This is a genomic window from Sporosarcina sp. FSL K6-1522 (genome assembly GCF_038622445.1).
Classification (GTDB): domain Bacteria; phylum Bacillota; class Bacilli; order Bacillales_A; family Planococcaceae; genus Sporosarcina.
In genome coordinates, this window is record NZ_CP152019.1 from 788,010 (window position 1) to 806,961 (window position 18,952).

An 18,952-nucleotide genomic window follows, 5' to 3' on the forward strand; every position below is an offset into this window, starting at 1 on the left:
GAGTACTGTGAAATTGATTGTAGCAGTTGTACAGGACCAGGATAGCAACCGGTTGTCCGCGGCGTTAACAAAAAATGATTTTCGAGCAACGAAATTAGCAAGTACAGGTGGATTTTTAAGATCTGGAAATACAACGTTCTTAATTGGTACAGATGATAATCTTGTTCCGAAGGCACTTGAGCTTATTCGAGAAAATTGTCGTTCACGGGACCAGATGGTGGCACCTGTCTCTCCAATGGGTGGCAATGCCGATTCCTATATTCCTTACCCGGTTGAGGTTGAAGTGGGTGGGGCAACGGTTTTTGTCCTTCCAATTGAACATTTTCATCATTTTTGATGAATTGAGGTGAACCGAAATGAAAGTAAATAGTGATTATAGGGCTGGCCTCGACAAAATGCGAAAAGATACCTTACAGGCATCGCAAAATGGAGCACGGTTCGGTCAAATGGTCGTTAAGCAGGAGCAACGCTTGCATGGCGAGCAAATTACAAGATTGCTCGGTGATATTTCATCGGCGGGAGATCAGATTGCACGGTCACGGAATTTACGCGATATGGCCAAGTTTAAAATGTTAGTTCGACGTTTTTTGAAAGAAGCTGTCGGATCAGGTCTAGCGCTTAAAAAATCACATACATGGAATCAATATGGTGAAGGGCGTCGTTTGAAACTTGTCGAAACCATAGACGAGAAGCTAATCGAATTAGCAGAAGACTTATTGAATGAGGAAAAAACATCAGTTGATTTGTTAGCTAAAATCGGTGAGATTAAAGGGCTTCTTATCAATTTATATATGTAATCCGTGTTTCCTGTCTTACAAGAAACACGGCTTTTTTGAAACAAGGGGTGTGGCATCGTGACCGAAGAAATGGATAATCGGCTTTTCGAAGAGCAGAAAGCCGTGATTGAGCGTTTGTGCTCTTCGTACAGGAATGGTCGAATTGGGCATGCATACATGTTCGATGGAGCGCAGGGTACAGGAAAAGAAGCTGCTGCATTGTTTTTTGCGAAGTTGTTATTATGCGAAGAACCTCAAAAAAACACTGTTCCATGTGAAACATGTCGTTCTTGTCGACGTGTGACATCTGGTAATCATCCGAACGTGACGATTATTCGACCGGATGGGCAAGATATCAAAAAGGATCAGATGTCTGAGCTTATTGTCAAGATGACACGAAAAGGGTATGAAACAGGGCGTAAAATTTATATTGTTTCGCGCGCAGATCGGATGAATATCGCTGCGGCCAATACATTGTTAAAGTTTCTTGAGGAGCCGGAAGGTGATGTAACGGCCATTTTGCTAACAGATTCGTATCAATCAATTCTGCCAACAATACAGTCACGCTGTCAGCGAATCTCTTTTTTACCTCCGTCACGTGAAATGATGATTAAGAAGATTGTTGAAAAAGGTGTTACAGTATCAATGGCTGCAACCGTTACGATGGTAACGGCCGACCCGGATGAGGCATTTCGTCTTGCCGGGGATGATCAATTTGCACACATGCGAAAGACAGTGTTAAAATTGGTTGAAGCATCGGATCTTCATGTCCATGAAGCGCTATTATTTATCCAATCGGAATGGTCTCCACTGTTTAAAGAGAAGGAAGAGGCTGAACGCGGACTCGATTTGCTCTTATACGCTTATCGGGATATTGTAGCATCAAAAGCTGGCCTACAAGCAACGCCGACATTTCCAGATCAACAACAATTTTTTAGTAGTCTTTCGATGAAGATGACGTATAGCCGATTGTCTGCCAATATGGAGGCAATTTTGCAAGCGAAAAAGCAGTTGCACGGCAATATGAATCGTATGCTTTTAATGGAACAATTGGTGCTCAGCATGCAGGAGGGGTTACTTGTTGTATAAAGTCGTAGGCGTCCGCTTTAAAAAAGCGGGTAAAATATATTATTTCGATCCACTTGAGTACATACTCAACGAAGGCGAATATGTCATCGTTGAAACTGCACGAGGGATTGAATATGGGAAAGTTGCAAGTTGTGTGAGAGAGGTAGACGAGAATGACGTTGTCCTACCGTTGAAGAAAGTGATTCGCCCTGCACAAGTCGAGGACCTTGAAAAAGTAGAGGAGAATCGTACGGAAGCGGAGCGTGCTTTTGACACGGGTGTAAGCAAGATTGAGGAACATAAGCTGGAGATGAAGCTTGTCGATGTAGAGTATACATTTGACCGCAATAAGATTGTGTTCTATTTTACAGCAGAAGGTCGGGTCGACTTCCGAAACCTTGTTAAAGATCTTGCATCTATTTTCCGTACACGCATTGAGCTACGACAAATTGGTGTGCGTGATGAAGCGAAGATGCTTGGCGGAATTGGGCCATGTGGCAGAATGTTATGCTGTTCGACATTTTTAGGTGACTTTGAGCCGGTTTCGATTAAGATGGCGAAAGATCAGAACTTATCGCTGAATCCGTCAAAAATCTCAGGCTTATGTGGGCGACTTATGTGTTGTCTTAAATATGAAAATGACGAATACGAGGAAGCAAAAGCATTGATGCCGGACGTTGGAACAGTGGTTCAAACACCAGAAGGACCGGGGAAAGTTGTAGGTCTGAATCTGCTTGAGCGCATTCTTCAAGTAAATCTAGTAGATCAGGAACATGTAGTAGAATATGCATTGGAAGAATTAATGGACGCAACAAACAAAATCGCTCAATTGATAAAATGATGAGGTGGAATAGTTGAAAGAAGGGAACTTTCTCGATAGGGTAATGGAATTCGAGCAACAACTTGAATCCACGCATAAGCAATTCCGCGAACTGATTGGATTTGTCGCGCAGATGACAGAAGAGAACCATTCGCTTCAACTGGAAAACCATCATCTGCGCAAGCGACTCGAAGAAATGGACAACCAAACACAAACGACGAGCAAACGACAGCATCGAAAAAAATCGCCTAATGTCGATATCGGAGAAGGTGTCGATAACCTAGCTCGCCTTTATAATGAAGGGTTTCATGTGTGTAATGTCCATTACGGGAGCAGTCGTAAGGGAGAAGATTGCTTGTTCTGTTTATCCTTTTTAAATAAACAAAATGTATGAAAAGAGCCGATCCTATTGTCATGTAGGCATCGGCTTTTCTCTTTATTCAGCAACTACTTTTATGCTGAAAGCGGAGCGTTAGTTACGGAAGACGTCCACCCCTATAGGTGGTGCAATTGATTTTTTTTGAGGAGAGTACGTATGATGGAAAATATTTTACGAGATGATGAACGGTTAGATTATTTATTGGCGGAGGGTTTACGAATTATTCAAAGCCCGTCTGTTTTTTCGTTTTCCCTTGATGCGGTGCTATTGGCGAAATTTGCGTATGTGCCGATTCGCTCAGGGAAGATTGTAGATCTATGTGCAGGTAATGGTGCAATTCCTTTGTTTTTAAGTGCACGGACAAATGCTGAGATTACGGCTGTCGAATTGCAGGAGCGGCTTGCGAATATGGCGGAAAGAAGTGTTCGGTACAACAACCTGGATCAGCAGATTGATATCATCAATGATAATGTTATTGGGATTGCAGCGAAAATTGGTCATGAGAAATATGATACAGTCACATGCAACCCACCGTATTTTCTAGCGCATGAGGCGAGTGAGAAAAATTTGTCGGAGCATGTGACGATTGCACGGCATGAAATCCATTTGACGTTAGAGCAAGCTGTTCAGTCAGCGAGTGAATTGCTTAAGCAAGGCGGAAAAGCGGCGTTTGTTCATCGACCAGGGCGCTTGCTGGATATTGTAACGGCGATGCGCGCGAATCGACTAGAGCCAAAGCGTCTCCGATTTGTGTATCCGAAGGCGGGAAAAGAAGCGAATACATTGCTAATTGAGGGGACGAAAGACGGTAAGCCGGATTTGAAAATATTGCCACCTCTTTATGTGTACGGGGAAGATGGCGAATATACGGAAGAAGTGAGGCAGCTTCTGCATGGACAACAAAGCTGATCATCTATTTTATGTGTTGGAATGCAAGGACGGTTCCTATTATGCAGGGTATACGAATAATTTGGACAAGCGTGTGCGTATGCATAATGAAGGGAAGGGTGCGAAATATACACGTGCCAAGCGGCCTGTACAATGTATTTACCAAGAGGGTTTTGAAACGAAACGAGAAGCGATGCAAGCGGAGTATCGTTTTAAACAATTGACGCGAAATGCGAAAGAACGTTATATGGAAGAGGGGCGAAAGCTAAATGAAATCACAAAAGAGTGCTGAACTTGGAAGAGGAAAACTGTTTCTTGTTGGAACACCGATTGGCAATTTAGAGGATATGACCTATCGGGCTATTCGCATATTAAAAGAAGTCGATACGATTGCGGCGGAAGATACGCGGAATACGATTCGATTATGTAATCATTTTGACATTAAGACGACACTTATTAGCTACCATGAGCATAATATTGAAGTTGGTGGCGAGAAAATTTTAGCAATGCTTACTGAAGGAAAGAGCGTCGCGCTTGTGAGTGATGCTGGAATGCCATGTATTTCAGATCCGGGAGCGGACATTGTAGCGAAAGCACTTGTTGCAGGTTATGACGTGGTTCCAGTACCGGGCGCAAATGCAGCAATTAGTGCATTGGTCGCTTCAGGGTTAGCGCCGCAGCCGTTTTTGTTTTACGGTTTTTTATCACGTCAGAAAAAAGAGCGCAGTGTGCAACTCGACAATTTGAAGTTGCGAGAAGAGACGGTCATTTTGTACGAGGCACCTCACAGGCTTAAAGAGACGTTGCGAGCGTTACAAGATCATTTTGGCAATACGCGCCGGGTTGTATTGGCAAGGGAACTGACAAAGCGTTTTGAAGAATTTTTACGTGGGACGCTTGAAGAGGCTGTAAATTGGGCAGACTCAAATGAGATACGAGGCGAGTTTTGTATTGTCATTGAAGGTGGAGACGGGACGGTTGCTGAAGAACAGGTTGTTTGGTGGCAAGAGCTCGATATTCACACGCATGTAAGCAAATTGATGGAAAGTGGCGAGCTTCGATCAAAAGAGGCGATTCGTGAAGTTGCGAAAGAACGCGGCATAAGTCGACGTGATGTTTATAAAGAATATCATGTAGAAAGTTAACATCTTTTTATCTTCATTCAGCAAATCTTTTTGTACTGAAAGCGAAGCGTCAGCCACAGGAAACTCCAATCTCGATAGGTGGCAAGATGAATGCGGTTTTGTTTTTCAGTTCAGTGAGTGTTCAAACGCCCGCTGAACGAAGATAAAGCCTCCGGCGGATGTCACAGATTTTTTAGAGGAGCTTTTAGAGCTCGCTCGAAAAAAATCTGGACGCAATTACGCCGAGGCGTAATTGATAAAGAAAAATCCAGACCGAATTATCGCTCTGGATTTTTTAATCTATCATTACTTTTGAAGATTTTCTTCAATTTCTTTGATCAATTGTTTTGCACCTTCAGGGCTCAAAATCAATTTACCATCGATTAGACGTAGGTTGTCGTCAGATACGTCACCTGTAACTGAACATGTCATATTTGGCATGTATTTTTTCAAAATAATTTTATCGTCATCGACGTAGATTTCCAAAGCGTCTTTTTGTTCAATACCTAATGTGCGGCGCAATTCGATTGGAATTACAACGCGTCCGAGTTCATCGACCTTACGTACAATACCTGTTGATTTCATGAGATTAACTCCTTCCAATAAATAGATTTTCGTCAAGATTCGACATAATTCTCCTGTCTGCTTTTTATCATACCAAGACTTCCAATTAACGTCAATACAACTTGCTCAAAACTATAAGAAAAATAGTAGTTTGCTGAACAGATATTGTAAATTGAGCATAAAATGGCTAAATTCGTCGGTCATTATGATAATCATCGAGGAATTTCGTTGTATCGTTATGCTGCTTTCGATAGAATAGAAGGTATATTTCATTACACTGGAGGAATTTTCGTGCCTGATCAGAAAAAGACTTTTTATATTACGACTCCGATTTATTATCCAAGTGGAAAATTCCATATTGGAACTGCTTATACAACGGTTGCCTCGGATGCTATGGCGCGTTACAAGCGTTTGCGTGGCTATGACGTTCGTTTTTTAACTGGAATGGATGAGCATGGTCAAAAAATACAAGAAAAAGCACAAGAAGCAGGACTTCCACCGAAGGAATATGTCGATGGGATTGCGGAAGTTGCGAAAAAAGTATGGAGCCTCATGGATATTACATATGATGACTTCATTCAAACGACGGAAGAGCGCCATAAAGCGACTGTCGAAAAGATTTTCAAAACATTTCTCGACAATGGGGATATTTATAAAGGTGAATATGAAGGTTGGTATTGTGTACCTTGTGAAACGTATTACACAGAAGGTCAATTGGAAAATGGTAATTGCCCAGATTGTGGACGTTCCGTTAAAAAAGTGAAGGAAGAATCGTATTTCTTTAATATGAAGAAGTATGCGGATCGCTTGCTGAAGTATTATGAGGACCATCCGAAGTTCATCGAACCGGAATCACGTAAAAATGAGATGATTAACAACTTCATTAAACCAGGTTTAGAAGACTTATCCGTTTCTCGTATGTCATTCGATTGGGGCATTAAAGTACCGGGAGATCCCAAGCATGTTATCTATGTATGGGTTGATGCGTTGACGAATTATATTACGACACTTGGTTATCAATCGAATGATGATTCGTTATTCAATAAATATTGGCCTGCTGACGTGCAAGTTGTTGGAAAGGATATCGTTCGCTTCCATACCATTTACTGGCCAATTTTCTTAATGGCACTTGATTTGCCATTACCGAAAAAAGTGTTTGCACATGGCTTTATCATGATGAAAGACGGCAAAATGTCGAAATCAAAAGGGAATGTCGTTTATCCTGAGATGTTGGTGGAGCGATATGGTTTGGATGCGACACGTTACTTCCTTCTTCGTGAGTTACCATTTGGACAGGATGGGGTATTCTCACCAGAATCCTTCATTGAACGCACGAATTATGATCTTGCCAATGATCTAGGTAACCTGTTGAATCGGACAGTATCGATGATTAATAAATACTTTGATGGCAATATCCCGACGGAAGGGCTTGTCGCGACAGAATTCGATGCAAGTTTGACGGATTTTATCACCGAAACGGTGAATAAATATGAAACATCAATGGAGAATATGCAATTTAGTATCGTTCTTTCTGAACTTTGGGCGCTCGTATCGCGTACAAATAAATACATTGATGAAACATCTCCATGGGTTTTGGCGAAAGAAGAAGCAGACAGAGGGAAATTGGCATCTGTTATGGCGCATCTTGCCTCTTCACTGCGTCATATCGCTGTCCTGTTGCAGCCGTTCATGACGAAATCACCGAAAGAAATCGTTTCACAGCTCGGTCTAGACGAATCGACACTTGCGTGGGAAACATTGGGCCAATTCGATGTGATTCCAGCGGGTACAAAAGTGGTAGAAAAAGGAGTACCGATCTTCCCACGCCTTGATCCGGATGTTGAAATTGTGTACATTCGTGACCAAATGTCCATTACAGCACCTGCTCAAAATGAGCCTGTTGCGCAGCAGCCGGAAGAGAAGACAGAAGAAGCACCAGAATTGTCGATTGATGAATTTATGAAAGTAGATCTTCGCGTTGCGACAGTTATTGCATGCGAGAAAATGCCGAAAGCGGACAAGTTGCTCAAGCTTCAACTAGATCTTGGCTATGAAAAGCGTCAAGTTGTATCGGGAATTGCGGAACACTACGAGCCGGCATCACTTATTGGCGAAAAAGTCATTGTGGTAGCAAACTTGAAACCTGTAAAATTACGTGGAGAGCTTTCTCAAGGTATGATTTTAGCTGGAAAATCCAATGGTGTACTGAAATTAGCTTCAGTGGATGCAACATTGGAAAACGGCGCACAAGTAAAATAAGAAAAGCGTAAGCGCAGATTACACAAAAATGGAATAAAAACGGCGTCCCTCATGGAAACGCCGTTTTTCTAATTCGAGTAAAAGAAATGAATGTAATAAACTTGTAATCAATGTGTGATAAAAGAAACAATTCTATCGAATACAATAAAAACATTGTGAGGCGAAAAGCGATGTATATAGATACACATGTCCACTTAAATGCAGATCAATACGAAGCAGATGTAGCAGAAGTAATCGAACGTGCTTTGGAAGCTGGGGTCGAAAAGATGGTCGTCGTGGGATTTGATCGTAAGACCATTAATAAGGCGATGGAGCTAACGGAGCAATATCCATTTATCTATGCTGTCGTCGGTTGGCATCCCGTTGATGCCATTGATTGTACAGAAGAAGATTTGAACTGGATTGAATCGCTCGCCGCACATCCAAAAGTTGTAGGCATAGGCGAAACGGGTTTGGATTATTATTGGGATAAATCACCGAAAGATGTCCAGCAACAGCTGTTTAGAAAACAAATTCGCTTGGCACAAAAAGTAGGACTCCCTATTATTATCCATAATCGAGATGCAACCGCAGATGTCGTTCGGATTTTACAGGAAGAACAAGCTGAAAAAACAGGGGGGATTATGCACTGCTTCGGAGGAAGTGTTGAAACAGCAAAAGAGTGTATTCGAATGGATTTTTCAATTTCACTCGGAGGACCTGTGACGTTTAAAAATGCAAAAACACCAAAAGAAGTTGCGACTGAAATTTCTCTTGATCATTTGCTAATTGAAACGGATGCACCCTACCTTGCACCACACCCGTATCGAGGCAAAAGAAATGAGCCAGCGTTAGTGACACTTGTAGCTGAAGAAATAGCGCGATTGAAGGGTTTATCTGTAGAAGAAGTTGCGGCAAGGACGAGCGAAAACGCATTAAAACGATTCAATATTCATGAATGAAATTCCTAAAATAGCGCTGTACTTTGAAGATTGAAAGTTACCTAATTTTCCCGCGTGTAAAATCTCAAAGGGTTGACACGCGGAAAAGTAACCTTTATAATCAGCCGAGTGATAAAGGAGGAGTTTTTTTCATGTCAAAAAGCACCATGGAAAACCTGTTCTTTAAGTCATTGAGGAGTAAACAAATAGCTGTTACCGTCTTAGCACTTACACTATTTGTTACTATTATGTCGCTTGTCCTATACGAAGGGACGAAGAAATCGGTCGCATTAAACGTGAACGGTGAAGAATTAAACATCAAGACACATGCACATACAGTTGGTAATCTTCTTGCAGAACAAGAGATTGAAGTTGCCGAGCACGATCTCGTTACACCCTCAGTGAATACACCTATCGAAGACGGACTATCGGTCAGGTGGGAACAGTCAAAACAAGTTGCAATAACCGTTGATCAGGAAAATACGTCCATTTGGACAACGGAAAGAACAGTAAGCGATGTGTTGGCTCAAGCTGGCATTGAAGTTACTGAGCATGACGAAGTAGTTCCTGGGTTACAACAACAACTTGGAGAAGACAATAGCATTGCCGTTCAAAAGGCGTTTGAATTGACGTTGGATGACGGAGGAAATGAAACGAAAGTTTGGTCAACTTCGACTACGGTCGCTGACTTTTTAAAGAGAGAGAACATTCTATTGGATGATGACGATAGATTGGAAGGGCAAATGGCAGATGTCGTTATGCCAAATTCAGTCATAAAGGTCGTACGAGTGGAAAAGGTCACCGATGTAGTGGAAGAACCGGCGAACTTTACTGTTGAAACACGCAACGATCCCGCTTTACTGAAAGGACGCGAAAAAGTCGTTCAAGAAGGAAAGAAAGGAACGGTTTCACGAAAGTTCGAAATCGTAAAAGAAAATGGCACGGAAGTTTCACGTACGCTGTTAGAAGAGAAAACGATCACAGAACCGCAAAAGAAGATTGTTTCAGTCGGTTCTAAAGTTGTCGTTGCGAGCAACAATTCTACTAACGTAAGTGTTTCACGTGATAATTCGTCTGCACCTGCAGGCGGTAAAGAATTTTACGTAACAGCTACGGCTTATACGGCTTATTGTAATGGTTGTTCAGGCATCACTGCCGCGGGTATTGATATCCGTTCAAATCCCAACATTAAAGTCATTGCGGTTGATCCCAAAGTGATTCCGCTCGGCTCGAAAGTATGGGTTGAAGGTTATGGTTATGCAATTGCAGGAGATACAGGTGGCGCAATCAAAGGGATGAAGATCGATTTGCTTTACCCTACAAAAGAAGCAGCTTATAAGTTTGGTAGACGTCAAGTAAAAATTAAAGTGATTAATTAATAGAAATCCGCGGGACTGTAATTGGTCCTGCGGATTATTGCGTTTTAACAGGTTTTTAGGAGCAACCTTTCTGTACAACGCTCCGGTGGCGGAGTAGAATTGAGGAAAGTATCGAACAGGAAAGAGGACTTTCGTGAATATAAAAGAAATTATTGTTGTTGAAGGAAAATCGGATACGATTGCCGTACGACGAGCAACAGGTGCTGATACGATTGAAACGAACGGCTCTGCAATCGATGATAAGACACTTGAGCGTATACAGCATGCGCAGGAGACGCGAGGCGTGATTGTTTTCACAGACCCTGATTATCCAGGTAGAAGAATTCGGGCTATTATCGAGGAGCGTATCCCTGAGGTGAAGCATGCTTTTCTCAAGAAGTCGCAAACGATTGCTAAAAATGGTCAAGGACTTGGCATCGAGCATGCCAAGGATGAGGATATACGGGAGGCGCTGCAGTCTGTGTATACGGTCGATACACTGTCTGTCGTAGAGATTCCTTTAGCGGACTTGATGATGGCGAGGTTAATTGGGCATCCTGATGCCAAGAGACGGCGTGAGCGTCTAAGCGAGTTGTTACAAATTGGTCAAGTGAATGGCAAAGGGCTAAAGAAGCGGCTTGAAATGTTTCGCATTAGCCATCAACAATTAGGAGACGTATTGAAAGTTCTCGACGAGGAGGAAAATTAATGAATAAAGATATCGCGACTCCGGTCAGGACGAAAGAGATTCTCGATAAACACGGTTTTTCATTCAAAAAAAGCTTGGGGCAAAACTTTTTGATTGACCCTAATATTTTACGTAATATTGTTTCACATGCGGGATTATCGGAGAAGACGGGTGTCATTGAAATCGGACCAGGTATTGGTGCATTGACGGAGCACATTGCTCGAAGTGCCGGGAAGGTCGTTGCCTTTGAAATTGATGGTCGCCTGCTACCTGTGCTGGAAGACACGCTATCGCCTTACGACAACGTCACAATCATTCACCAAGATATATTAGAGGCGGATCTAGCGCAAGTGATGGTGGATTATTTTGCAGATTACGATGATGTAGTTGTCGTTGCGAACTTGCCGTATTACGTGACGACACCCATTATCATGAAATTTTTACTCGGCAAGGTGCCCGTGTCTGGCATGGTGATTATGATGCAAAAAGAAGTTGCAGACCGTATTACAGCTTCGCCAGGAACGAAGGCGTACGGTTCGTTGTCTATTGCCATTCAATATTATATGGATGCAGAAGTTGCGATGATTGTGCCAAAAACGGTATTCATGCCCCAACCAAATGTTGAATCAGCTGTGCTGCGTCTGACAAGAAAAGAAACGGCTCCCGCTGAAGTCATCGACGAAGACTTCTTATTCGAGGTGTCTAGAGGATCATTTATTCAACGCAGAAAGACCATTTTTAATAATTTGCAATCTTCGTTGCCAAATGGAAAGGCAAAAAAAGATCAAATTTTACATGCCTTTGAAAAAATCGGTATGGATCCAGGTAGACGTGGAGAAACATTGACAATTGAAGAGTTTGCCAACTTGTCAAATGCGTTATACGGAGAATTTTTTACCGCAAGAAAAAAGGGATAATCCGAATTTATTCATTTTAAATCCATATTTTTATAAAAAAAGATTGACAAAGATCATATAGCATTGATAAAATATAGTTTTCAATTGACAGAACCTTTTAAAAGTGTTATGCTTATGTTTAGTGAGGTGTAAGTGACATGCCAAAAACATTAGCGGACATTAAGAAGTCATTGGATTCTCATCTGGGGAAACGTTTGCATGTAAGAGCAAACGGTGGCCGGAAGAAGACAATTGAAAGAGCTGGCGTACTGCGTGAAACATATCGGGCAGTATTCGTAGTTGAACTTGATCAGGACGAAAATGCATTTGAACGGGTATCTTACAGCTACGCAGATATTTTGACTGAAGCAGTTGAAATAACGATTCTGGATGGTGCGGATTCTACTGCGTTAATCTTTAAATAATCACAGCAATTATGATTTCGATCATTTTAAAAACATCTCTGTTGGCATTCTTAAAAGGAATGGCCGACAGGGGTGTTTTTTCTTTTGTTTAGCTCATACTATGCATGTCAGCCAAAAGGAGGAAACCGAATGGCAAAAAAACATGGAATCATGTCTGAGCGCTTGAAAGAAGAAATTGCGAAAGAGCTTGGGTTTTATGATGTTGTGGAGCGAGAAGGTTGGGGTGGCATTAAGTCGCGAGACGCTGGTAATATGGTGAAACGTGCAATTGAAATGGCCGAACGAGGAGTAGCGCAAGGAAAAAATCCGCTATGAATGACCCTGTATCCCACTGATAGCTGACAAAAGGAGGGTTGCACTTGTTGTCATTAGACATCCGGTGCAACCCTCTTTAAATGTATCGCAATTTTCCTTCGTTTATTCTGCATAAATTCACAGCGCAAACAATTCGCCCTATGGTAAAATGGGGAACAAGGATTAGCTGGAATGGAGGTGGCTAGATGTTATACGAGAAGGCGCCAGCAAAAATTAATTTGACACTGGATGTATTACATAAGCGGCCAGATGGCTTTCATGAAGTAGAAATGATTATGACAACGGTCGATCTGGCGGACAGGGTTTGGCTCCGTCCTATGAATGATGGAAAAATTACGATCAAAGCCTCTGAACGATTTGTGCCGAATGATCGAAAAAATTTAGCGTATCAGGCGGCTGAGCTTTTGCAAAAGCGGTATGGTATTACGGAAGGTGTGGAAATCACGCTTGAAAAAAGTATCCCTGTTGCAGCAGGGCTTGCAGGTGGTAGCTCGGATGCAGCGGCTACATTGCGCGGGTTGAACAGGCTATGGAATTTACAAATAGGGGCGGACGAGCTTGCTGCATTCGGAGCAAAAATCGGTTCGGATGTTTCTTTTTGTGTCCATGGCGGTACCGCACTTGCGACAGGACGCGGGGAGAAAATTAAACATTTACCAGTACCTCCGAATTGTTGGGTGATTCTGGCGAAGCCTGCGATATCGGTGTCAACGGGTGATATTTATGGCAATCTGGATCTATCTGCTGTGACACATCCGAATACAGCCGAAATGGTTAAGGCACTAGAAGCGGGTGACTATGAGGCGATGTGTAAGTCTGTTGGCAATGTATTAGAGCCTGTGACGATGGATTTGCATCCACAAGTTGTTGTACTGAAGGAACAGATGCAAAAATTTGGAGCCGATGCTGTGTTAATGAGCGGAAGCGGCCCTACGGTTTTTGGTTTGGTGAAGCATGAATCGAGAGTACCGCGGATTTATAATGGATTGAAGGGGTTTTGCCCAGAGGTCTATGCGGTTCGAATGATTGGTGAACGTAATTTTCTTGATTAAACCCGGACGATTGTGTTAATGTACGAGTAAACATTCGGGTTTAGGAGATGGTACCATGAAGTGGAAAAGGAGCGAGCGGCTTGTCGATATGACCCGCCATCTGTTGGAAAATCCACATGAACTTATACCACTGACCTTCTTTGCCGAACGGTACAAAGCGGCGAAATCCTCCATTAGCGAGGATTTGACGATTGTAAAAGAAACGTTTGAAGAGAATGGGACAGGGAAGTTAGTAACGGTGTCGGGAGCAGCTGGAGGCGTGAAATTCATTCCAAAAACGACGGAATCGGATGTACGTGATGTGATGGCTCTTCTTATGAGAGAGCTAGGACATTCAGATCGGCTATTGCCAGGTGGCTATTTGTTCATGACAGATCTGCTTGGAAATCCACGCTTCATGGACCGTGTTGGTAAAGTATTTGCTTCTGCATTTGCAGAAACGGAGATTGATGTCATTATGACAGTGGCGACGAAAGGGATTCCAATTGCACATGCGATTGCCCGTCACCTCAATGTTCCGGTCGTTGTTGTGCGCCGTGATAGTAAGGTAACAGAAGGCTCAACAGTTAGCATTAATTATGTATCTGGTTCGACACGACGCATTCAAACAATGGTATTATCGAAGAGAAGCATGCAGAGTGGACAGAAAGTGCTCATTACCGATGACTTCATGAAAGCGGGCGGCACGATGGCAGGGATGAAAAACTTGCTGGAAGAGTTCGGTTGCGAGCTTGCAGGGGTTGCGGTATTAGTAGAGGCTGTCCATCCAGAAGAAGTGCTTGTCGATCATTATCTGTCTCTTGTGAAGTTGCATGCGGTAGATGAAAAGGATCGAACGATTGAGTTGGAAGAAGGAAATTATTTCGCGGAAGGTGGAAAATGATATGAACTACGTAGCGACAGAAAATGCACCAAAGGCAATTGGACCTTATGCACAAGCAGTGAGCGTGAACGGACTTATCTATACATCAGGCCAAATTCCCTTAACACCAGAAGGTCTTCTTGTCGAAGGAACAATCGAAGAACAGACACACCAAGTGTTTGCCAATTTGAAAGCAGTTCTTGCAGAAGCGGGCTCTTCGTTGGATCAAGTTGTGAAAGCAACCGTTTTCATTAAAGATATGAATGAGTTTGTGGCGTTAAACGATGTCTACGCACAGCATTTTGGCACGCATACACCAGCACGTTCAACGGTGGAAGTGGCTAGATTGCCGAAAGATGTAAAAGTTGAAATTGAAGTCATTGCGTTAGCGAATAAATGAGCTGTGCCCGCCTGGATAACCAGAGCGGGTTTTTCTTTTTTTGGAAACGTAATTCACTGGGGTAAAACCTTCCATTAGTCCTAATGTTTAAAAAAGTTAGTTAGTAAAGAAGGGAATCGCTTACTTTTGTGGAATATAGTCGTCATGGGCTGTAAAGACAAAGGAGTGGTATAGGGATGGAAGTGACAGATGTGAGATTACGTAAGATGGAAACGGATGGAAGAATGCGGGCGATTGCATCGATTACAATTGATGATGAGTTTGTTGTCCACGATATTCGAGTGATTGACGGTAATGAGGGCTTGTTCGTAGCGATGCCAAGCAAGCGGACACCTGATGGGGAATTCCGCGATGTAGCACACCCAATCAATTCAAATTCTCGTACGAAGGTTCAAGAGGCTGTGCTCGCTGCCTATCATCTATCCACCGAAGAAGAAGTGCTTGAAGGGGCAGGCGCGTGATATAGTATCTATATTTCACAATGTAAATTCAAAACAGGGGTCGCCTATTTATGTAGGCGGCCTTTTTTATCGTATTAGTAATCTATATAAATTAAACTAATGATTTTCATCTACTCTCCAGCGAAGACACCTTACAAGCTGGAGGCATCCGCAAGCACCAAGCGTTGTTAGGAAGATTCTTTATTTCAACGAATCTAGCATGTATTTAAAAGTATGAAAAAACACTAATCGTAAAAGAATTGTACCTACTTGTCAAGGGGGAGAGGTTGAAAAAAAGAAGATTTTCAGCTATAGTCAATAGTGAAAACATTTGGGAGAGGTTCAATTTCATCTCTCATTGATGGGGGCATTCGAATGACGAATACATATGCCATCGTCCTCGCAGCAGGACAAGGTACACGGATGAAATCAAATTTATATAAAGTACTCCATCCTGTTTGTGGAAAACCGATGGTTGAACATGTAATTGACCATATACACGGTCTTGGTGCAAACAGGATTGTAACCATTGTTGGACATGGAGCGGAACTCGTTGAAGAAACACTTGGAGAAAAAAGCGAATACGCGCTTCAAGCACAGCAACTTGGAACTGCACACGCTGTTCAACAAGCAGAAAAGCTTATTGGTGATCTCGATGGTACGACAATTGTCGTATGCGGAGATACTCCACTTATTCGCTCAGAGACGATGGAAGCACTCATTGCGCACCACAACGAAACAGGAGCCAAGGCAACCATTCTGACAGCGATTGCGGATGATCCAACAGGATACGGCCGCATTATCCGAGGCGCAGATGGGCAAGTGCTGCGCAACGTTGAACAGAAAGATGCAACGTCTGAAGAACAAAAGGTCACGGAGATTAATACAGGAACGTACTGTTTTGACAACCGAGCATTGTTTGACACATTGAAAAAAGTGAAAAACGATAATGCGCAAGGTGAATATTATCTTCCAGATGTTGTCGGTATTTTGCAATCTGAACAAGCACTCGTGTCTGCTTATGTGACAGATGACTTTAGTGAAACACTAGGCGTTAATGACCGTGTAGTTTTAGCGGAAGCAGAAGGCGTTATGCGTCGTCGTATTGCTGAAAAGCATATGCGCAATGGTGTTACAATTATTAATCCTGATAATACGTATATAAGTGCAGCGGCAGAAATCGGTCGCGACACAGTTTTACAACCAGGCACGATGATTGAAGGGCAATCTGTTATCGGAGAAAACTGTACAATTGGGCCGAATAGCCAAATTGTAGACAGCCAAATAGGTGAGGGAACGACAGTCCATTCATCTGTTGTGCTATCAAGTACAATTGGCTCAGCGACGACAGTAGGGCCGTTTGCGCATATTCGTCCAGATTCGAATCTTGGCGATCGCGTGAAAATCGGTAACTTTGTTGAAGTGAAAAAATCGACACTTGAAGAAGGCAGCAAAGTATCGCATCTAAGTTATATCGGTGATGCGAAAATTGGTGAACGTGTCAATATTGGCTGTGGAACAATCACAGTCAATTATGATGGTAAGCATAAACACGTCACGACAGTTGAAAGTGATGCATTTATCGGTTGTAATTCCAACTTAATCGCACCTGTCACTGTTGAAAAAGGCGCATACGTAGCGGCTGGATCGACAATTACAGAAAATGTCCCAGAAAGTTCACTTGCAATTGGGCGCGCGCGACAGGAAAATAAAGAAGGCTATGTACAAAAACTAAATCTCAATTAAACAGGAGGGCCATGATGCCTAATCATTATCCAAACGACAAACTGAAGATATTTACTTTGAACGCTAACGAACCACTTGCAAAGCAAGTATCGGAAGAAATCGGATGTCCGCTCGGTAAAAGTTCTGTTACACGATTCAGTGACGGTGAAGTTCAAGTGAATATCGAAGAAAGTATCCGTGGGTGCGATGTATTTGTTATTCAATCAACATCAAATCCAGTCAATGAACACTTGATGGAGCTTTTAATTATGGTTGATGCATTGAAGCGTGCATCTGCACGTACAATCAATGTGGTTATGCCTTATTACGGTTATGCACGTCAAGACCGTAAAGCACGTCCACGTGAACCAATCACAGCGAAGCTAGTGGCAGATTTACTTGAAACTGCTGGAGCACACCGCGTCATTTCAATCGATTTACATGCATCGCAAATTCAAGGTTTCTTTGATATTCCAATCGATCACCTAATGGCTGAACCGATTCTTACGGAATACTTCAGAGGAAAAGGTCTGAATAGCGATGAACTCGTTATCGTATCTCCTGACCACGGTGGTGTTACACGTGCACGTAAGATGGCAGATCGTATGAAAGCGCCTATCGCAATCATTGACAAGCGTCGTCCACGTCCGAACGTAGCAGAAGTGATGAACATCGTTGGTAATGTTGAAGGAAAAACTGCTATCCTAATTGATGATATTATCGATACAGCTGGAACGATTACAATCGCAGCGAGTGCTTTGGTCGAAAGCGGAGCAAAAGAAGTTTACGCTTGCTGTACGCACCCTGTACTGTCTGGCCCAGCCATTGAGCGTATCGACAATTCGAAAATTAAAGAATTGGTCATTACAAACTCAATCGAGCTTCCAGAATCGAAAAAGTCTCCAAAAATTGTCGAACTATCTATTGCTAAACTTCTTGGTGACGCAATCGTTCGTGTCTTTGAAGAGAAATCTGTTAGTACTCTATTTGAGTGATATAAAGTAAGCGCGCGGGTTACCGTGCGCTTCTTTTCTATATCCCCATCTACTAATAAAGGAAGAGAAAATGATGAAAATGATAATTGGACTCGGAAATCCGGGTAAACAATATGAAAAGACCCGCCATAATGTGGGATTCCACGTCATTGATGAGCTTTGTAATCGTCTGTCAGCACCAGCCATGCAAGCGAAGTTCAATGGCATGTACACAGTCGTTCACCGTCCAGAAGGAAAGGTTATGCTAGTTAAGCCACTCACCTATATGAATTTGTCTGGGGAGTGTGTCCGCCCGCTTATGGACTATTTTGATGTTGCGGTTGAAGATATTGTTGTTTTATATGATGATTTGGATATTGCACCAGGGACCATTCGTCTGCGTCAAAAAGGAAGTGCTGGCGGTCATAACGGTATGAAATCGCTTATTGCCCATCTCGGTACGGATGCATTCAATCGGATTCGCATCGGTGTGGGACGTCCAACAGGCGGTATGAAAGTGCCTGATTATGTATTGTCCCCATTCAGCAAGGAAGAAAGTCCATTAATTGAGGACATGGTACAAAAGAGTGCATCCGCTTGCGAAGCATGGTTTTCCAAACCTTATCTTGAAGTGATGAACAACTTTAATGGTGCTTAAGGAATAATACGCGTCGTTCCCGCCTATACTTTGAGAAAAAGGGGCGGAGACAAAATGGCGATTCGTTATACATGTCGGCATTGTGAAACGGAAATTGGTACACTCCCATTTGAATCAGCGAAGGAAACCATTCTCCTATTACAAGAGATGGACCAGGGGGAAGAGGAACGGTTTCTAACATGTGAAAAGGATGGAGAATTCACGGTACGCTGTATATGTGAACAGTGCGAGCAGTCGCTCCAACGTTTTCCGAATTATTACACACTGAACAGATGGCTTCAATAGGATGTACGCTTTGGCGCTGGATGGCGTCCAAAGCTTTTTCTGTTTTTTACATATGATACAAGAAAGGATGTGTCTT

The 18,952-nt window shown here is 42.7% G+C and carries 24 protein-coding genes; 23 read left to right on the forward strand and 1 reads right to left on the reverse strand.

Annotated features, from left to right (window positions below):
- Positions 1–7 precede the first annotated feature (7 nt).
- The 8 genes from MKY34_RS03765 to rsmI all read left to right on the forward strand — a co-directional run bounded on the left by MKY34_RS03765 (position 8) and on the right by rsmI (position 5,076).
- A complete protein-coding gene (locus MKY34_RS03765; RefSeq protein ID WP_342513910.1) occupies positions 8–337 on the forward strand; it encodes a cyclic-di-AMP receptor in 330 nt (109 codons plus the stop codon).
- Positions 338–356: 19 nt separating this feature from the next.
- Positions 357–797: a YaaR family protein gene (locus MKY34_RS03770; RefSeq protein WP_342513911.1), complete on the forward strand. Its 441-nt coding sequence runs from the start codon at positions 357–359 to the stop codon at positions 795–797.
- A 69-nt stretch (positions 798–866) separates the two neighbouring features.
- Positions 867–1,865: a DNA polymerase III subunit delta' gene (holB, locus tag MKY34_RS03775; protein ID WP_342515182.1), complete on the forward strand. Its 999-nt coding sequence runs from the start codon at positions 867–869 to the stop codon at positions 1,863–1,865.
- Entirely contained in the window at positions 1,858–2,685 is an 828-nt protein-coding gene (locus tag MKY34_RS03780; protein ID WP_342513912.1) for a stage 0 sporulation family protein, read from the forward strand. The genes holB and MKY34_RS03780 overlap by 8 nt, the downstream gene beginning before the upstream one ends.
- Positions 2,686–2,698: 13 nt before the next feature.
- Positions 2,699–3,058, forward strand: coding sequence for a DNA replication initiation control protein YabA (gene yabA / locus MKY34_RS03785; protein ID WP_342513913.1), 360 nt, complete (start codon positions 2,699–2,701; stop codon positions 3,056–3,058).
- A 144-nt stretch (positions 3,059–3,202) separates the two neighbouring features.
- On the forward strand, positions 3,203–3,952 hold the full coding sequence (locus MKY34_RS03790; protein ID WP_342513914.1) for a tRNA1(Val) (adenine(37)-N6)-methyltransferase: 750 nt from the start codon (positions 3,203–3,205) through the stop codon (positions 3,950–3,952).
- Entirely contained in the window at positions 3,936–4,223 is a 288-nt protein-coding gene (locus MKY34_RS03795) for a GIY-YIG nuclease family protein (RefSeq protein WP_342513915.1), read from the forward strand. The genes MKY34_RS03790 and MKY34_RS03795 overlap by 17 nt, the downstream gene beginning before the upstream one ends.
- Positions 4,201–5,076: a 16S rRNA (cytidine(1402)-2'-O)-methyltransferase gene (rsmI, locus tag MKY34_RS03800; RefSeq protein ID WP_342513916.1), complete on the forward strand. Its 876-nt coding sequence runs from the start codon at positions 4,201–4,203 to the stop codon at positions 5,074–5,076. Before MKY34_RS03795 ends, rsmI begins: the two co-directional genes overlap by 23 nt.
- Before the next feature lie 285 nt (positions 5,077–5,361).
- Here the strand turns inward: rsmI and MKY34_RS03805 are convergent, their stop codons facing one another.
- The gene (locus MKY34_RS03805) at positions 5,362–5,640 is read right to left on the reverse strand and encodes an AbrB/MazE/SpoVT family DNA-binding domain-containing protein (RefSeq protein ID WP_342513917.1); all 279 of its coding nucleotides are present in this window, start codon (positions 5,638–5,640) and stop codon (positions 5,362–5,364) included.
- A gap of 270 nt (positions 5,641–5,910) precedes the next feature.
- Here MKY34_RS03805 and metG point away from each other — a divergent pair, with 270 nt between their 5' ends.
- The 15 genes from metG (at position 5,911) to MKY34_RS03880 (ending at position 18,876) form a co-directional block, all read left to right on the forward strand.
- Positions 5,911–7,878, forward strand: a complete 1,968-nt coding sequence (gene metG, locus MKY34_RS03810; protein WP_342513918.1) for a methionine--tRNA ligase — start codon at positions 5,911–5,913, stop codon at positions 7,876–7,878.
- A 170-nt stretch (positions 7,879–8,048) separates the two neighbouring features.
- Complete coding sequence (locus tag MKY34_RS03815; protein WP_342513919.1) at positions 8,049–8,819, forward strand: TatD family hydrolase; 771 nt, start codon at positions 8,049–8,051, stop codon at positions 8,817–8,819.
- 131 nt (positions 8,820–8,950) lie between these two features.
- On the forward strand, positions 8,951–10,177 hold the full coding sequence (locus MKY34_RS03820) for a ubiquitin-like domain-containing protein (RefSeq protein WP_342513920.1): 1,227 nt from the start codon (positions 8,951–8,953) through the stop codon (positions 10,175–10,177).
- A gap of 133 nt (positions 10,178–10,310) precedes the next feature.
- Complete coding sequence (gene rnmV, locus MKY34_RS03825) at positions 10,311–10,865, forward strand: ribonuclease M5 (RefSeq protein WP_342513921.1); 555 nt, start codon at positions 10,311–10,313, stop codon at positions 10,863–10,865.
- Complete coding sequence (rsmA, locus tag MKY34_RS03830) at positions 10,865–11,761, forward strand: 16S rRNA (adenine(1518)-N(6)/adenine(1519)-N(6))-dimethyltransferase RsmA (protein WP_342513922.1); 897 nt, start codon at positions 10,865–10,867, stop codon at positions 11,759–11,761. The genes rnmV and rsmA overlap by 1 nt, the downstream gene beginning before the upstream one ends.
- Positions 11,762–11,898: 137 nt before the next feature.
- A complete protein-coding gene (locus tag MKY34_RS03835) occupies positions 11,899–12,165 on the forward strand; it encodes a Veg family protein (protein WP_342513923.1) in 267 nt (88 codons plus the stop codon).
- A gap of 129 nt (positions 12,166–12,294) precedes the next feature.
- Positions 12,295–12,480: a small, acid-soluble spore protein, alpha/beta type gene (locus MKY34_RS03840; RefSeq protein ID WP_342513924.1), complete on the forward strand. Its 186-nt coding sequence runs from the start codon at positions 12,295–12,297 to the stop codon at positions 12,478–12,480.
- Between the two features lie 185 nt (positions 12,481–12,665).
- On the forward strand, positions 12,666–13,532 hold the full coding sequence (gene ispE, locus MKY34_RS03845) for a 4-(cytidine 5'-diphospho)-2-C-methyl-D-erythritol kinase (RefSeq protein ID WP_342513925.1): 867 nt from the start codon (positions 12,666–12,668) through the stop codon (positions 13,530–13,532).
- A gap of 55 nt (positions 13,533–13,587) precedes the next feature.
- Positions 13,588–14,415 (forward strand): pur operon repressor, encoded by an 828-nt coding sequence (gene purR / locus MKY34_RS03850; RefSeq protein ID WP_342513926.1) that lies wholly within the window; start codon positions 13,588–13,590, stop codon positions 14,413–14,415.
- A 1-nt stretch (position 14,416) separates the two neighbouring features.
- Positions 14,417–14,794: a RidA family protein gene (locus MKY34_RS03855; protein WP_342513927.1), complete on the forward strand. Its 378-nt coding sequence runs from the start codon at positions 14,417–14,419 to the stop codon at positions 14,792–14,794.
- 176 nt (positions 14,795–14,970) lie between these two features.
- Positions 14,971–15,255: a septation regulator SpoVG gene (gene spoVG / locus MKY34_RS03860; RefSeq protein ID WP_342513928.1), complete on the forward strand. Its 285-nt coding sequence runs from the start codon at positions 14,971–14,973 to the stop codon at positions 15,253–15,255.
- A gap of 354 nt (positions 15,256–15,609) precedes the next feature.
- Positions 15,610–16,980 (forward strand): bifunctional UDP-N-acetylglucosamine diphosphorylase/glucosamine-1-phosphate N-acetyltransferase GlmU, encoded by a 1,371-nt coding sequence (gene glmU / locus MKY34_RS03865; RefSeq protein ID WP_342513929.1) that lies wholly within the window; start codon positions 15,610–15,612, stop codon positions 16,978–16,980.
- A 14-nt stretch (positions 16,981–16,994) separates the two neighbouring features.
- Entirely contained in the window at positions 16,995–17,954 is a 960-nt protein-coding gene (locus tag MKY34_RS03870; protein ID WP_342513930.1) for a ribose-phosphate diphosphokinase, read from the forward strand.
- Positions 17,955–18,027: 73 nt separating this feature from the next.
- Positions 18,028–18,591 (forward strand): aminoacyl-tRNA hydrolase, encoded by a 564-nt coding sequence (gene pth / locus MKY34_RS03875; protein ID WP_342513931.1) that lies wholly within the window; start codon positions 18,028–18,030, stop codon positions 18,589–18,591.
- 54 nt (positions 18,592–18,645) lie between these two features.
- Complete coding sequence (locus MKY34_RS03880) at positions 18,646–18,876, forward strand: anti-sigma-F factor Fin (protein ID WP_342513932.1); 231 nt, start codon at positions 18,646–18,648, stop codon at positions 18,874–18,876.
- Positions 18,877–18,952 lie beyond the last annotated feature (76 nt).